The 14,810-nt window shown below is 53.7% G+C and carries 13 protein-coding genes, 1 pseudogene and 1 other annotated feature; of the genes and pseudogenes, 7 read left to right on the top strand and 7 right to left on the bottom strand.

Annotation, left to right across the window (positions count from 1 at the left end; all coding sequences use genetic code 11):
- The first annotated feature begins 12 nt into the window (after positions 1–12).
- Positions 13–1,383 (top strand): annotated as a pseudogene (locus CKK19_RS22025) (PepSY-associated TM helix domain-containing protein).
- 2 nt (positions 1,384–1,385) lie between these two features.
- On the opposite strand, the gene CKK19_RS22030 reads toward CKK19_RS22025, so the two are convergent.
- Genes CKK19_RS22030 through CKK19_RS22040 form a run of 3 tightly spaced genes read right to left on the bottom strand, consistent with a single transcriptional unit; the run spans position 1,386 to position 3,630 of the window.
- Positions 1,386–1,868: an OmpA family protein gene (locus tag CKK19_RS22030; protein ID WP_023298405.1), complete on the bottom strand. Its 483-nt coding sequence runs from the start codon at positions 1,866–1,868 to the stop codon at positions 1,386–1,388.
- Between the two features lie 12 nt (positions 1,869–1,880).
- Complete coding sequence (dgcN, locus tag CKK19_RS22035; protein ID WP_063854179.1) at positions 1,881–3,101, bottom strand: diguanylate cyclase DgcN; 1,221 nt, start codon at positions 3,099–3,101, stop codon at positions 1,881–1,883.
- Positions 3,094–3,630 (bottom strand): YfiR family protein, encoded by a 537-nt coding sequence (locus CKK19_RS22040; RefSeq protein WP_032677312.1) that lies wholly within the window; start codon positions 3,628–3,630, stop codon positions 3,094–3,096. Before CKK19_RS22040 ends, dgcN begins: the two co-directional genes overlap by 8 nt.
- Before the next feature lie 478 nt (positions 3,631–4,108).
- Here CKK19_RS22040 and aroF point away from each other — a divergent pair, with 478 nt between their 5' ends.
- The 3 genes from aroF to CKK19_RS22055 are packed head-to-tail and all read left to right on the top strand — an operon-like array spanning position 4,109 to position 7,244.
- A complete protein-coding gene (gene aroF, locus CKK19_RS22045; RefSeq protein ID WP_006811632.1) occupies positions 4,109–5,179 on the top strand; it encodes a 3-deoxy-7-phosphoheptulonate synthase AroF in 1,071 nt (356 codons plus the stop codon).
- A gap of 10 nt (positions 5,180–5,189) precedes the next feature.
- Positions 5,190–6,311 (top strand): bifunctional chorismate mutase/prephenate dehydrogenase, encoded by a 1,122-nt coding sequence (gene tyrA / locus CKK19_RS22050; RefSeq protein WP_022649060.1) that lies wholly within the window; start codon positions 5,190–5,192, stop codon positions 6,309–6,311.
- A 60-nt stretch (positions 6,312–6,371) separates the two neighbouring features.
- Positions 6,372–7,244, top strand: coding sequence for an SMP-30/gluconolactonase/LRE family protein (locus CKK19_RS22055; RefSeq protein ID WP_063854180.1), 873 nt, complete (start codon positions 6,372–6,374; stop codon positions 7,242–7,244).
- On the opposite strand, the gene pheA is transcribed toward CKK19_RS22055, so the two are convergent.
- The 4 genes from pheA to bamD all read right to left on the bottom strand — a co-directional run bounded on the left by pheA (position 7,241) and on the right by bamD (position 10,007).
- Positions 7,241–8,401: a bifunctional chorismate mutase/prephenate dehydratase gene (gene pheA, locus CKK19_RS22060; RefSeq protein WP_023306733.1), complete on the bottom strand. Its 1,161-nt coding sequence runs from the start codon at positions 8,399–8,401 to the stop codon at positions 7,241–7,243. The two genes, CKK19_RS22055 and pheA, sit on opposite strands and share 4 nt — an antisense overlap.
- 30 nt (positions 8,402–8,431) lie before the next feature.
- Positions 8,432–8,557, bottom strand: a sequence feature (Phe leader region).
- Positions 8,509–8,556, bottom strand: coding sequence for a pheA operon leader peptide PheL (gene pheL, locus CKK19_RS22065; RefSeq protein ID WP_100229775.1), 48 nt, complete (start codon positions 8,554–8,556; stop codon positions 8,509–8,511). It overlaps the preceding feature by 48 nt.
- 103 nt (positions 8,558–8,660) lie before the next feature.
- Entirely contained in the window at positions 8,661–9,002 is a 342-nt protein-coding gene (raiA, locus tag CKK19_RS22070) for a ribosome-associated translation inhibitor RaiA (protein ID WP_006811628.1), read from the bottom strand.
- 267 nt (positions 9,003–9,269) lie between these two features.
- A complete protein-coding gene (bamD, locus tag CKK19_RS22075) occupies positions 9,270–10,007 on the bottom strand; it encodes an outer membrane protein assembly factor BamD (RefSeq protein WP_003863164.1) in 738 nt (245 codons plus the stop codon).
- 131 nt (positions 10,008–10,138) lie between these two features.
- Between bamD and rluD the strand changes: the two genes are divergently transcribed.
- The 3 genes from rluD (at position 10,139) to clpB (ending at position 14,550) form a co-directional block, all read left to right on the top strand.
- The gene (gene rluD / locus CKK19_RS22080) at positions 10,139–11,119 is read left to right on the top strand and encodes a 23S rRNA pseudouridine(1911/1915/1917) synthase RluD (RefSeq protein WP_022649057.1); all 981 of its coding nucleotides are present in this window, start codon (positions 10,139–10,141) and stop codon (positions 11,117–11,119) included.
- Complete coding sequence (yfiH, locus tag CKK19_RS22085) at positions 11,116–11,847, top strand: purine nucleoside phosphorylase YfiH (RefSeq protein ID WP_023298396.1); 732 nt, start codon at positions 11,116–11,118, stop codon at positions 11,845–11,847. Before rluD ends, yfiH begins: the two co-directional genes overlap by 4 nt.
- A 129-nt stretch (positions 11,848–11,976) precedes the next feature.
- The gene (gene clpB / locus CKK19_RS22090; RefSeq protein WP_022649055.1) at positions 11,977–14,550 is read left to right on the top strand and encodes an ATP-dependent chaperone ClpB; all 2,574 of its coding nucleotides are present in this window, start codon (positions 11,977–11,979) and stop codon (positions 14,548–14,550) included.
- The last annotated feature ends 260 nt before the right edge of the window (positions 14,551–14,810 follow it).

Consider the following 14,810-nt stretch of genomic DNA (forward strand, 5'->3'; position numbering starts at 1 on the left):
AAAAGGAAAAGTATGACTACCTGCACTCCGCGCGCGGCATGGGGAAACCTGCTGCGTCGCCTCCATTTCTATATCGGGCTGTTTGTTGGTCCGTTTATTTTCTTCGCAGCGCTGACCGGTACGCTGTATGTCGCCACGCCGCAGCTTGAAAATGCGCTGTACCATCATGCACTCCACACGGATGCCGTGGGTGAGGCGCAGCCTCTTGCTGCACAAATTGCCGCGGCCGAAAAGGCCGTAGAATCAGACCTGCGTCTGCATGCCGTTCGTCCGGGGCTGGAAGAGGGCGAAACGACCCGCGTGATGTTTGCCGACCCGGCGCTGGGTCCCTCCGAGCATCGGGCTATTTTTATTGATCCCGCCAGCCTTGAGGTTCGAGGGGATATGACCGTCTAAGGCACCAGCGGGATTTTACCGCTGCGTCAGACTATCGATTACCTGCATACCTCGCTGATGCTGGGCAACCTCGGACGCCTCTATAGCGAGTTAGCCGCCTCGTGGATGTGGGTTGCTGCCCTGGGCGGGATCGCGCTGTGGTTCTATACCCGACCGAAGCGCCGTATTAACAATCGTTTCCAGAATCGTCGTCGCCTGCATGTGATCTTAGGCTGGACCTTACTGGCGGGAATGCTGCTGTTCTCAGTCACCGGGTTAACCTGGTCACAATGGGCCGGTGGCAACGTCGATAAGCTGCGTGCAGAGATGAACTGGCTGACGCCGCAGGTAAACACCACCCTTTCCGGTGCGCCGGAAATGATGGATGAACACGCCGAACATCGTGGTCATCACGGCGGAATGTCGATGCCTGAAATGCCTGTTGAACTGTCGCTTTTTGACAGCGTATTGCAGGCCGCCCGCCAGTCAGGAATTGATGCGAACAACGTTGAGATCCGTCCGGCAAGCAGTGTCGACCAGGCCTGGACGGTGACGGAAATCGATCGCCGCTGGCCGACGCAGGTTGATGCCGTTGCCGTGGACCCCCACTCTCTGAAGGTGCTGGACAGGACTCGCTTTGGGGATTTCCCGCTGATGGCTAAACTCACCCGCTGGGGCGTGGATTTCCATATGGGGATCCTGTTTGGTCTGGCAAATCAGCTGCTGCTCATCGCGTTTGGCGTTGCGCTGTGCGTGCTGATTATCTGGGGATACCGGATGTGGTGGATGCGTCGTCCTGCGACGTCAGCCGCGAACCCGGTACAGACGCTCTGTCAAAGCTGGCTGGCATTGCCGCTGTGGGGAAGAGGAGTGACGTTCATGATAAGCCTCCTGCTGGGGCTGGCGTTGCCGGTAATGGGCGTCAGTCTGGCGGTATTTATCGTGATTGACTGGCTGCGCTGGCGAGCGGCTTCAGGCGTGTCGCTCGCCGGCACATCCGCTAAATAGCCTTAAGGCGTGCTGATAACTACCGCAACACGGCGGTTTTCAGCGCGCCCTTGCGCAGTACGGTTGCTGCTGAGAGGGTATTTTTTGCCTAAACCCCGCGTAGTGAGGTTGCTGCGCGGGATGTTCGCGCCCTTCGCCCAGGCATCCGCTACAACATTGGCACGTTTTAACGAAAGCGCTTCGTTGTAGCTCTCTTCGCCATAGTTATCCGTATGGCCGTCCATCCGGGCGTGATTCAGACCGGTTGCCGCCAGACGTGAGGCCATAGTCTGGATCTGCGTTTCACTTTCCGGACGCAGTCTGGCGTCATTTTTATCAAACAGGATCTTATCCGACAGGCCCAGGGACCAGTCGCCATTCAGTTCGTTAAAGCCGTAGGACTTCATGGCCGCGATTTGCTCTGGTGTGAATTTACCCTCCGGCGTCTGGCACCCGGACATAACCAGAGATGCCAGTAACAACGGCGCGAAGTATCGCTTCAACATATCGTCTTCCTTTCAGGGTATTGGTTTCGAACGCTGGTTTTTGACCAGGTACATATTGCGATCGGCTTGCTCAAGCAATGCCTCGACGGAGGCATTTTCCCACGCCAGAGCAAAGCCAATGCTGAGTGACATTGATGCTGTGTGTCCGTTATGCAGATCAAACGGACGGATAAATTGCTGCGACAGCGCAGCGCAAATATATTCGACCTCACGCGCTGTGTGGACGCCATAAAGGATCATGGCAAACTCGTCGCCGCCAAGACGGTAAGACTGATGACGTTTTTCGCCAAATTCGACCATCCTTTTTGCGGCTTCGACCAGTACGCAGTCGCCCGCGGCATGGCCCCAGGTGTCGTTAATAAACTTGAAGTTATCACCGTCCAGGAAGAGCAGGGCAGAATTGGTCTTTGCCGAAGCGTCATTCATTAAGGCCGCAATGTTGTTGCGAAACGCGGCGCGGTTTGCAAGCCCCGTGAGCGGATCGTGCATGGCGGTACGCAACAGTTGAGCGTTTTTCGCCTGTAGCTTGAGCTGCCACTCTTCCATTTCATCCAGCAGGCTGTTGAAGTCTTCACCAAACTGGTGGAACTCTTCAATGCGGCCTTCCGTTACCCGGCGAGAGAAGTTGCGGTTGGTACGGACGTCATGCACAACGTCAGTGATGTTTTGCATTTCAACAACCATGCCATGATGTAGCGAGCGGGTGATGGTCAATGCGACGGCAGAGGCAAAAAGAATGCAGCCGGTGAGGACCGCAAATGAGAGCCAGATAAAGTGGCTAATCAGGCTGTCTCGTGCGGTCAGACGAATTTCGCCAATCACATTACCGTTATGTATGATGGGCTGTGCGACAGGAACAGGGAACAACCACCGGTTGACCAGCGCGCCCAGCGTGTCGGTATTATCCGCCGGGTTCCACGACCACCAGGCAAACCGTTTATGATGTGCATTAAGCACTTCCGCCACGGCAAATTGCCCCTGCTTGCCGAGGGTCGCCAGCGTTTCATTTGCCGCCACGGCATCGTTGAATACCAGAGAGGCCTCAAGGCTGTGGCTCATGGTGGCGCCGGTGAGTTCGAGGTTTTTTTGCGCGTATTGCTTTAATGTCACCACGGAAGCGAAACACAGCAGCAACCATATAAACGTCATCGTTATAATGACGCTTATCATGTTGATTCGCCGCAACGTTCTTTTAAACGTCGGACGCGGTGTTGGTGTGACTTCCTTATTCATGCTTCTTATTCCGTGCGAGCATTAATACATCCGGATTGACTCTTACGCCACTGCGCGTCAGCGCATCCAGATTTACGGAAAACCTGACCTTGTTGTGCTCTATTATCAGACAAAATGCGCTGCCAATAACGCATTCAGGATTTTGCTCTGACATTAATAGCAACGCCTGGCCCTGATATTGATTTATTATTTCCTGTTGTTTTGCCGGTGATTCGCTCCCGAAATAGAGGGCATCGCACCTTGCTGTGAGTGCTTCCCGATCGCTATGCACAATGACAGGACTATAGGGCAACGGGTTATTTACATCTTCACTGCTGAGCGCCTGTCTGTAACGGGAAGAGGCATAAATACAGAGCTTAGGCTGGCCGGAAAGTGCTGGCCATCGGGTGTAGCTTACAATACCAGAAACAATCGAACGTACCGATTTATCCGTTTCCGTGAGCGAGCCTGCCCTTGCAGGGCTCACCAAAATGAACAGCATTAGCGCCAGGGGGAGGTGAAGCAAAGCGATCAAGAATGTATTTCTCATCAGAATCCGCCAAACCGCCCCGGAAATAGATGCCCTTATGAATTTCCGGCAGAATACCATTCTTTCTCAAAGCCGTCATTATGTCAGAAATATCCCTGTCTTGACCTAAGCTAAATCTTACAGAGCACGATATTCAAAGTAATTTAGGCAGGTTCAATTAAGTCTGCTGGAATTCATACTTTTATTCATTTTTTGTTGCCAGGATTTATGTAGCCACGCAACTTTCCCTCAATTCACCCGAGGATAATTAAGCTAACGGCCAGCGCCGGGATAGCGTGCCTGGTGTGAGCGTAGACTGACGTTAAAAGCGTATGTGTAATTTTATGTTTACGATTTTAACCTGTAATTTGGCATTTAAATGGCTTCTGTAAAATAATCTGTACGTATTTTGGATTGAAATCTTTACTTGATGTGTTATCGTTGTGTCACCTCTTCGAGGAAAACCACTATCGCAAACGAGTTTTACAGGATCGCAATCATGCAAAAAGACGCGCTGAACAACGTACATATCACTGACGAACAGGTGTTAATCACCCCGGATCAACTGAAGGCGGAATTCCCGCTGAGCGTCGCGCAGGAAGCTCAGATTGAGCACTCTCGCCAGACCATTTCTGACATTATCGCAGGCCGCGATCCGCGCCTGCTGGTGGTATGTGGTCCTTGCTCCATTCACGATCCTGAAACCGCCATTGAGTACGCTCGTCGATTTAAAGCATTAGCGGAGGAGGTCAGCGATAGCCTCTATCTGGTGATGCGCGTCTATTTTGAAAAGCCACGTACAACGGTTGGCTGGAAAGGGTTGATTAACGATCCGCACATGGATGGCTCGTTTGATGTGGAAGCGGGCCTGAAGATTGCGCGTCGCCTGCTGGTGGAGCTGGTCAGCATGGGGCTGCCGCTGGCAACCGAAGCGCTGGATCCGAACAGCCCGCAGTACCTCGGCGATCTGTTTAGCTGGTCTGCGATTGGGGCGCGCACCACCGAGTCACAAACCCACCGCGAGATGGCGTCTGGCCTGTCTATGCCGGTTGGTTTTAAAAACGGTACCGACGGCAGCCTGGCCACGGCGATTAACGCCATGCGCGCCGCCGCCATGCCCCATCGTTTTGTCGGGATCAACCAGGCGGGCCAGGTATGCCTGCTGCAAACGCAGGGCAATCCGGACGGGCATGTGATCCTGCGCGGTGGTAAAGCGCCAAACTACAGCCCGGCGGATGTCGCGCAGTGTGAAAAAGAGATGGAACAGGCGGGACTGCGTCCGGCGCTGATGGTAGATTGCAGTCATGGTAATTCGAATAAAGATTACCGTCGCCAGCCTGCGGTTGCAGAATCTGTTATTGCTCAGATTAAAGATGGCAACCGTTCCATTATCGGCCTGATGATTGAAAGTAATATTCATGAAGGCAATCAGTCATCGGAACAGCCGCGTAGCGCGATGAAGCCCGGCGTCTCGGTCACCGATGCCTGCATTAGCTGGGAAACCACCGATGCGCTGCTGCGTGAGATCCACAAAGATTTGAACGGCCAGCTGGCGACGCGTCTGGCATAAGAGGATAGTTATGGTTGCTGAATTGACCGCATTACGCGATCAAATTGATGAAGTGGATAAGGCGTTGCTGGACCTGCTGGCGCGCCGCATGGCACTGGTTGCTGAGGTCGGCGAAGTTAAAAGCAAATACGGCCTGCCAATTTACGTTCCGGAGCGTGAGGCCTCTATGCTCGCCTCCCGCCGTAAAGAGGCACAGGCGCTGGGCGTTTCACCGGACTTAATTGAAGATGTCCTGCGTCGTGTGATGCGGGAATCCTATTCCAGCGAAAACGACAAGGGCTTCAAAACTCTCTGTCCGTCGCTGCGTCCGGTGGTGATTGTCGGTGGCGGCGGCCAGATGGGGCGTCTGTTTGAAAAAATGCTGACGCTTTCTGGCTATCAGGTGCGCATCCTGGAAAAAGAGGACTGGCCGCATGCGCCGGAACTCATGAAGGATGCCGGAATGGTTATCGTCAGCGTACCGATTCATGTGACGGAGCAGATTATCGCGAAACTTCCTCCGCTGCCGGAAGATTGCATTCTGGTGGATCTGGCGTCCGTTAAAAATGGCCCTCTACAGGCAATGCTGGCGGCGCACACCGGGCCCGTGCTTGGGTTACACCCGATGTTTGGCCCGGACAGCGGCAGCCTGGCGAAGCAGGTAGTGGTTTACTGCGACGGTCGTCAGCCGGAAGCGTATCAGTGGTTCCTGGAACAGATTCAGGTCTGGGGGGCACGTTTGCACCGTATCAGTGCGGTTGAGCACGATCAGAACATGGCGTTTATTCAGGCGCTGCGCCACTTTGCAACCTTCGCCTATGGTCTGCACCTGGCGGAAGAGAACGTTCAGCTTGAACAATTGCTGGCGCTTTCCTCGCCAATCTATCGTCTGGAGCTGGCGATGGTCGGGCGACTGTTTGCCCAGGATCCACAGCTTTACGCCGACATCATCATGTCGTCTGAAAATAACCTGGCGCTGATCAAGCGCTACTATCAGCGTTTTGGCGAAGCGATCACCTTGCTGGAACACGGCGATAAACAAGCGTTTATCGACAGTTTCCGTAAAGTGGAGCACTGGTTCGGTGATTACGCCACGCGATTCCAGAGTGAAAGCCGCACGCTGTTGCGCCAGGCAAATGACAGTCGCCAGTAATCTGATGATGTATATACTAAAAGCCAGCAATGCTGGCTTTTTTCATTTTGGGGAACTGTCATGGCTGAACCGCAGCTGCTGTTGAACTATACCGGGCATCTGCCCGAATGCCCGACGTGGAGTGCTGAAGAGAAGGCGCTCTACTGGGCGGATATTCTGGAAGGGGAGATTCATCGGTACCATCTGCCCACCGCGGAACACTCGGTGCTCTCATTCCATGAAGAAATTGGGTGTTTTGCCCTGCGTGAACGCGGCGGATTTATCGTCGCGATGCGAAACGCCATCTGGCTGACCGATAAACACGGCCTGCTCCAGCGTAAGGTTTGCGATAACCCGTCCAACCCGCAGCTTGCACGCTTTAACGATGGAGGCACCGACCATCAGGGACGGTTTTATGCGGGCACGTTCTGGGGGCCGGGAGATTATAACGGCGCCATGTTGATGCGTATCGACAACGACCTGACACCGAAAGTGATCCAGTGCGATATTCAGGGGCATAACGGTTTAGCGTTTAGTCCTGACAAACGGTGGATGTTTACTTCTGATACGCCGAACGGTGTGATCTACCGTACGCCGCTTGATAAGCAGGGGGAACCCGGTAAGCGCGAAGAGTTTCGCCGTTTTAGCGAGGGAGACGGTATACCCGACGGAGCGGCAATGGATGAGGAAGGCTGCTACTGGAGCGCACTGTTTGACGGCTGGCGTATCGCACGGTTTTCACCGCAAGGCGAACAGCTGGAAGAATACCGGCTGCCGGTACGCTGCCCGACAATGGTCTGCTTTGGCGGCGACGATATGAAAACGCTGTTTATCACCACCACGCGGGAAAATATGGAGGCGGAGGAGCTGGCGAAATACCCGCTTTCCGGTGCCATCTTCACCCTGCCTGTAAATGTGGCAGGGATGAAGAAAAGCCGCTTTATCGAACATTAAGCCGGATCGACCGGGACCACGTTTTCGCTCGGATAGCAGCCCAGTACCTTCATGGAGCGTGTGATCTCGCCCAGTTCGCGCAGGGCTTTCTGCATGGATGCAGACTCCAGGTTGGCCTGAACGTCGAGATAGAACATCTCTTCCCACGGGTTGCCATGTATTGGGCGGGATTCCAGCTTCGTCATGATCAGGTTGTGATTACGCAGCACCAGCAGCGCTTCAACCAGCGCACCCGCCTGCTGGCCGGTCGCCATCAGCAGGGTGGTTTTCGCCGGGACCTGGTCCGACACGTTGATGGCCTTGCGGGCAAGAACCACGAAACGGGTGATATTTTGCGTCTGGTTGGCCAGATTGCGTTCCAGCACCTGTAAGCCATACAGCGCGCCGCCCGCTTCGCTACCGAGTGCCGCGACGGCAGGAGAGTTTGCCTGCGCCACTTTTTCCATCGCCGCCGAGGTGCTTTCGGTGTACTCAATTTTCCAGTGCGGATAACGGTTCAGGAACTGGCTGCACTGCTGGAACGGCTGCGGGTGGCTGTACACCGTTTCAATCTGACTCAGATCGGTTGAGCCAGAGACCAGCACGCAGTGATCGATAGGAATAGTCAGCTCACCGACCAGCGACAGGCTGGTGTGCTGGAGCAGATCGTAAACATCGTTGATGGCGCCGGAACTGGTGTTCTCAATAGGCACCACGGCGTAATCTGCCTGGCCGGTTTCGACCTGGTTGAAGATGTCTGCAAATTTTGCACAACCGCTCTCAATGAACTCTTCGAAATGACGGGCTGCGTACTGGCGAGCCGCCAGGTGAGAATAAGAACCTTTCGGGCCGAGGAAAGCGATCCGAGCAGAGTGCGGGTTGGTTTTGTTCAGATGCTGCTGGAGCAGGGCCTGTTGCGTCAGAACGGAATCTTCAATGATGAGCTGGAACAGGCGGGTGATGTAGTGGGCATCAAGATGATGCGCTTTGCCGAGCTGTATCAACCGTTCCAGTAAATCACGCTCGCGATCGATATCGCGCACCGGCCGATGAGAATCCAGCTTGGCTTTGCCCACTTCAATGGCGAGCGCGCGGCGTTCTGCCAGCAGGGCCAGTAACTTTTCGTCGAGTGCACTGATTTTTACGCGTAAATCCAGGAGCGGGTTTTCCGGTGTCATAGTGTTGTCTGTCTCATTTTATCGTTATCAATAAAAAAGGCCTCCCGGTGTGGGAGGCCTTGTTGTTCGTCTTCGCATTCTTTATCACACGACGAAACGCCTCCCGGTCAGGGGAAGGTAAAAAAGAATGCGAAGAAAAACGGCGTCTGTTTCATTAGGTCATCCTGAAATTGATAGGGTTAAAGTACCTGTACTGTTTTGATCCTGTCAATAAAAAACGCGCCCGAAGGCGCGTTGTCGGTACACTCAATTTAAAGGATTACTCTTCTTCAACTTCTTCCGCGAAGCTGGCGTCTTTCACCGATGTTGTGGCGCGACGGGCTTCACCTTTGTGTTGCACTTTATTGAGCTGCCGTTCCAGCTTGTTGATCAAATCGTTAATTGCGGTGTACATATCCTCGTGTTTAGCGCTGGCGACCAGATGGCCGTTTGGAGTATTGATAGTTGCATCAGCGACGAAACCCTGCGGCTCCTTGGACAGGATGATATGTGGATTAATCAAATGTGTTTGCCATTTATCCAGTTTGGCGAGACGGTCTGCGACGTGCTGGCGGATTGCCGGAGTAATTTCCATTTGTTTACTGGTAATGTTCATTGTCATAAATTTTACCTCTTGTCTTTCCGTCTTGGTGATTCCAGCATACCCGACCTAATGTCAAAATGTGTGATTTAGATCACGTTATTTTGTCGGTTTTTGTCAGGGAATCTTTTTTGTGAGGCAGGGCAGGAAGAGGTGAGATTTACCTTGTCGAAGCCAGCAATTGCGGTCATAGTTGACTGGATGTGTTGAAGCTAAACCGCTTCAGCGTAAGTCTGAAAGAATAAAAAAACGGCAGCCTGCGGGCTGCCGTTATGCGTTGTAGCGGTATCAGGTATTGCTGCTGTTCGCGGCAATGATTTTCGCCACTTTGTCAGCCTGAGCCGTCATCTGCATCTGGCGATACGCATTCTCCATCAGCTTCAGGCCATCACGCGTGGCCTGCGTATCCGGATAATCACGCAGCATGCCTTCTACACGGTTAACCACGGCAACCCATGCGCCACGGCGAGTGTAGTATTCCGCAACGGAGTACTCGTATTTCGCCAGACGATCTTTCAGGAACACCAGACGCTTAGTGGCATCGGTAATGTACTGGCTGTTCGGGTAGCTACGCACCAGTTTGGAGAAGTCATTGAAAGCATCACGCGCATGTTGCGGGTCACGGTCAGAACGATCCACCCCGAAGAAGCCCTGCAATGCACTGTCATCCAGCGCCATGTTAGTCAGGCCGCGCATGTACATCACGTAATCGATGTTAGGATGGGTAGGGTTCAGACGCATGAAACGATCGATCGTTGCCTGAGCCAGCGGCAGATCGGCATTTTTATAGTAGGCGTAGATCAGATCTAACTGTACCTGCTGTGAATACGGACCAAACGGATAGCGATTATCCAACGCTTCCAGTTGCGTTATCGCCTGTTTCCAGTTACCGTCCTGCAACTTTTGTTGTGCAGTCGCATAGATTTCATTCGGCGGATTGTCAGGGACCTGTTCATTCGAACCGGAGCAGCCCACCAAAGCCAGGCTCAACGTGGCCGCTGCCACCAGATATTTCATGCGCGTCATGACGTTTTGACTTTCCTCAAATGTTTGTCCGGGAGAAACTCAGTTCCTGCTCCCGATTAAGACCAGCTACAATAGCACACTATATTAAACGGCAAAGCCGTAAAACCCAACGTTAAACGAAGAAGCAGTTTATGGCACAACGAGTAGAACTCACCGCAACAGTCTCCGAAAATCAGCTCGGTCAACGCTTAGATCAGGCTTTGGCCGAATTGTTCCCTGATTATTCGCGTTCACGTATAAAAGAATGGATCCTTGACCAGCGCGTGCTGGTAAACGGCAAGATCTGGGACAAACCAAAAGAGAAAGTGTTTGGTGGGGAAGCTGTCGCCATCAATGCTGAAATCGAAGAGGAAGTCCGCTTCGAGCCGCAGGATATCCCGCTGGATATCGTCTACGAAGATGACGATATTCTGGTCATCAACAAACCGCGTGACTTTGTCGTCCATCCGGGCGCGGGTAATCCTGACGGTACGGTACTTAACGCACTCCTTCATTATTACCCGCCGATAGCTGACGTACCGCGTGCCGGTATCGTTCACCGTCTGGATAAAGACACCACGGGTCTGATGGTGGTGGCGAAGACGATCCCCGCCCAGACTCGACTGGTGGAATCTTTGCAGCTGCGCGAAATCACCCGTGAGTATGAAGCGGTGGCGATTGGTCATATGACCTCTGGCGGCACGGTGGAAGAGCCGATTAGTCGTCATCCAACCAAGCGTACGCATATGTCCGTGCACCCGATGGGTAAACCGGCGGTAACCCATTACCGCATCATGGAACATTTCCGTATTCATACGCGCCTGCGTCTGCGTCTGGAAACCGGGCGTACTCACCAGATCCGCGTGCACATGGCGCATATTACCCATCCGCTGGTGGGTGACCCTGTTTACGGCGGTCGTCCGCGTCCACCAAAGGGCGCATCGGATGAATTCATCTCCGTGCTGCGTAAATTCGATCGCCAGGCGCTGCATGCGACGATGCTACGTCTTTACCACCCAATCACCGGAATTCAGATGGAATGGCATGCGCCTATCCCACAGGATATGGTGGAACTTATCGACGCGATGCGCGCAGATTTCGAAGAACATAAGGATCACGTGGACTGGTTATGACCAAACTGATTGTCCCGGAGTGGCCGCTGCCTGAAGGCGTGGCCGCCTGTAGCTCGACCCGTATCGGTGGCGTGAGCCAGGGTGCGTGGGCGTCTTTGAACCTCGGTGCGCACTGTGGCGATAACCTGGAGCACGTCGAAGAGAACCGTAAACGTCTGTTTGCTGCGGGAAACCTTCCTTCAAAACCGGTCTGGCTTGAGCAGGTGCACGGTAAAGCGGTGCTGAAGCTTACGGGTGAGCCCTATGCGTCTAAACGCGCCGATGCTTCGTACAGCAATACGCCGGGAACGGTTTGCGCGGTGATGACCGCTGATTGCCTGCCGGTGTTGTTTTGTAACCGTGCCGGTACGGAGATTGCAGCAGCGCATGCGGGCTGGCGTGGCCTGTGTGAAGGCGTGCTGGAAGAGACCGTTGCCTGCTTCCAGGACGATTCTGCAAATCTCATCGCCTGGCTTGGCCCGGCGATTGGCCCGCAGGCATTTGAAGTGGGGCCTGAGGTTCGGCAAGCTTTTATGGAAAAAGATCCTCAGGCGGTTAATGCGTTTGTGGCATCCGGCGATAAATATCTGGCCGATATTTATCAGCTTGCCCGCCAGCGCCTTAATAATGTCGGCGTGACCCAGATCTTCGGCGGCGATCGCTGTACATTCACCGAAAAGGGTGATTTTTTCTCCTGGCGCCGTGACAAGACGACAGGCCGTATGGCAAGTTTCATTTGGCTGATATAACCTAAAGAATCAAGACGATCCGGTACGCGCCGTTTTCTTTTCACATAATTCAGGTTATTAACCTTGAATAATTGAGGGATGACCTCATTTAATCTCCAGTAGCAAATTTGACCTGTTATGGGAGGAGTTATGCGTCTGGATCGTCTTACTAATAAATTCCAGCTTGCTCTCGCCGATGCCCAGTCCCTCGCACTGGGGCACGACAACCAATTTATCGAACCTCTTCATTTAATGAGCGCCTTGCTGAATCAGGAAGGGGGATCGATACGTCCTTTGTTAACGTCCGCTGGCATTAATGCCGGCCAGTTACGCACCGCCATCGATCAGGCGCTGAGTCGTTTACCGCAGGTAGAAGGTACCGGTGGCGACGTACAGCCGTCACAGGATCTGGTGCGTGTACTGAACCTTTGCGACAAGCTGGCGCAAAAACGTGGGGACAACTTTATTTCGTCAGAGCTGTTTGTTCTGGCGGCGCTTGAATCACGCGGTACCTTAACCGACCTGCTGAAATCCGCCGGTGCAACCACCGCTAATGTGACCCAGGCGATTGAGAAAATGCGCGGAGGTGAAAGCGTGAACGACCAGGGAGCCGAAGACCAACGTCAGGCTTTGAAAAAATTTACGGTCGATCTGACCGAACGTGCCGAGCAGGGCAAACTTGACCCGGTAATCGGTCGCGACGAAGAAATTCGCCGGACTATTCAGGTACTGCAACGCCGTACCAAAAACAACCCGGTGCTGATTGGTGAGCCTGGCGTCGGTAAAACCGCCATCGTTGAAGGGCTGGCGCAGCGTATCGTTAATGGCGAAGTGCCCGAAGGGCTGAAAGGCCGTCGCGTACTGGCGCTGGATATGGGCGCGCTGGTGGCCGGGGCGAAATACCGCGGTGAATTTGAAGAGCGTCTGAAAGGCGTGCTGAACGATCTGGCGAAACAGGAAGGCAACGTCATCCTGTTTATTGACGAACTGCACACTATGGTGGGGGCAGGTAAAGCTGACGGCGCAATGGATGCAGGGAACATGCTGAAACCTGCGCTGGCACGTGGTGAACTTCACTGCGTCGGTGCCACTACGCTGGACGAGTATCGTCAGTACATTGAAAAAGATGCCGCGCTGGAGCGACGCTTCCAGAAGGTGTTTGTCGCAGAACCAAGCGTTGAAGATACCATCGCGATTTTGCGTGGTCTGAAAGAGCGTTATGAGCTGCACCATCATGTGCAGATCACTGACCCGGCCATCGTTGCGGCGGCGACGCTTTCGCATCGTTACATTGCCGACCGGCAGTTGCCGGATAAAGCCATCGACCTTATCGATGAAGCGGCGTCCAGCATCCGTATGCAGATTGACTCGAAACCGGAAGAGCTGGACCGACTCGATCGCCGCATTATTCAGCTCAAGCTGGAACAGCAGGCATTGAACAAAGAGTCTGATGAAGCGAGTAAGAAACGCCTCGATATGCTCAACGAAGAGCTGGATGAGAAAGAGCGTCAGTATTCTGAGCTGGAAGAAGAGTGGAAAGCTGAGAAAGCCTCCCTCTCTGGCACCCAGACAATCAAGGCGGAGCTGGAGCAGGCGAAAATTGCCATTGAGCAGGCGCGTCGCGTAGGGGACCTGGCGCGGATGTCCGAGCTACAGTACGGCAAGATCCCTGAGCTGGAAAAACAGCTTGAGATCGCCACGCAGTCGGAAGGCAAAACCATGCGTCTGTTGCGTAATAAAGTGACGGACGCCGAGATTGCCGAAGTGCTGGCGCGCTGGACGGGGATTCCTGTAGCTCGCATGATGGAAAGTGAACGCGAAAAACTGCTGCGTATGGAGCAGGATCTGCATCAGCGCGTCATTGGCCAGAACGAAGCGGTCGAAGCGGTATCTAACGCCATTCGTCGTAGCCGTGCGGGGCTGTCCGATCCGAATCGTCCCATCGGCTCGTTCCTGTTCCTGGGGCCAACCGGTGTCGGTAAAACCGAGCTGTGTAAAGCGCTGGCTAACTTTATGTTCGACAGCGATGACGCGATGGTGCGTATCGATATGTCCGAGTTTATGGAGAAACACTCTGTCTCGCGTCTGGTCGGTGCGCCTCCGGGATATGTCGGTTATGAAGAGGGCGGTTACCTGACGGAAGCGGTTCGTCGTCGTCCTTATTCCGTCATCCTGCTGGATGAAGTGGAAAAGGCTCATCCTGACGTGTTTAACATTCTGTTGCAGGTGCTGGATGATGGACGCCTGACGGACGGGCAGGGAAGAACGGTCGATTTCCGTAACACGGTGGTGATCATGACCTCGAACCTGGGTTCCGATTTGATTCAGGAACGCTTCGGTGAGCTGGATTACAGCCATATGAAAGATCTGGTGCTGGGTGTGGTCAGCCAAAACTTCCGTCCGGAGTTCATCAACCGTATTGATGAAGTGGTCGTGTTCCATCCGCTGGGTGAGAAACACATTGCGTCGATTGCGCAGATCCAGTTGCAGCGTCTGTACAAGCGTCTGGAAGAGCGTGGGTATGAAATCCACATCTCGGATGATGCGCTGAAACTGCTGAGCGAGAATGGTTACGATCCTGTTTATGGCGCGCGTCCGTTAAAACGTGCAATCCAGCAGCAGATCGAAAACCCGCTGGCGCAGCAAATCCTTTCCGGGGAGCTGGTTCCGGGCAAAGTTATCCGTCTGGAAGCCAACGAAGACCGAATTGTGGCAGTGCAGTAAGTCACAAAACGCAAAAACGGGCCGCTTGCGGCTCGTTTTTGTTTAAAAACCAGGCAAGAATTAAGGTCTGAGATGTGTTTTGCCTGGAAAGTGAGCAGTCAGTAAATAATTTTCACTTTGCACTTGCAGCCTCAGAATAACTCCCTATAATGCGCCTCCACTGACACGGAACAACGGCACGCAAGCCGCCGGGTCAGCAGAGAAAAGCAAAATAAACGCTTGACTCTGAAGCGGGAAAGTGTAATATGCACACCCCGCGC

The organism is Enterobacter sp. CCUG 70166, assembly GCF_020224095.1.
Lineage (GTDB): Bacteria > Pseudomonadota > Gammaproteobacteria > Enterobacterales > Enterobacteriaceae > Enterobacter > Enterobacter intestinihominis.

What these genes read in the sequence shown, in the direction of transcription:
- CKK19_RS22030 (WP_023298405.1), bottom strand. Translation starts at nt 1,868, where the DNA reads ATGTTGAAGCGATACTTCGCGCCGTTGTTACTGGCATCTCTGGTTATG.
- dgcN (WP_063854179.1), bottom strand. Translation starts at nt 3,101, where the DNA reads ATGAATAAGGAAGTCACACCAACACCGCGTCCGACGTTTAAAAGAACG.
- CKK19_RS22040 (WP_032677312.1), bottom strand. Translation starts at nt 3,630, where the DNA reads ATGAGAAATACATTCTTGATCGCTTTGCTTCACCTCCCCCTGGCGCTA.
- aroF (WP_006811632.1), top strand. Translation starts at nt 4,109, where the DNA reads ATGCAAAAAGACGCGCTGAACAACGTACATATCACTGACGAACAGGTG.
- tyrA (WP_022649060.1), top strand. Translation starts at nt 5,190, where the DNA reads ATGGTTGCTGAATTGACCGCATTACGCGATCAAATTGATGAAGTGGAT.
- CKK19_RS22055 (WP_063854180.1), top strand. Translation starts at nt 6,372, where the DNA reads ATGGCTGAACCGCAGCTGCTGTTGAACTATACCGGGCATCTGCCCGAA.
- pheA (WP_023306733.1), bottom strand. Translation starts at nt 8,401, where the DNA reads ATGACACCGGAAAACCCGCTCCTGGATTTACGCGTAAAAATCAGTGCA.
- raiA (WP_006811628.1), bottom strand. Translation starts at nt 9,002, where the DNA reads ATGACAATGAACATTACCAGTAAACAAATGGAAATTACTCCGGCAATC.
- bamD (WP_003863164.1), bottom strand. Translation starts at nt 10,007, where the DNA reads ATGACGCGCATGAAATATCTGGTGGCAGCGGCCACGTTGAGCCTGGCT.
- rluD (WP_022649057.1), top strand. Translation starts at nt 10,139, where the DNA reads ATGGCACAACGAGTAGAACTCACCGCAACAGTCTCCGAAAATCAGCTC.
- yfiH (WP_023298396.1), top strand. Translation starts at nt 11,116, where the DNA reads ATGACCAAACTGATTGTCCCGGAGTGGCCGCTGCCTGAAGGCGTGGCC.
- clpB (WP_022649055.1), top strand. Translation starts at nt 11,977, where the DNA reads ATGCGTCTGGATCGTCTTACTAATAAATTCCAGCTTGCTCTCGCCGAT.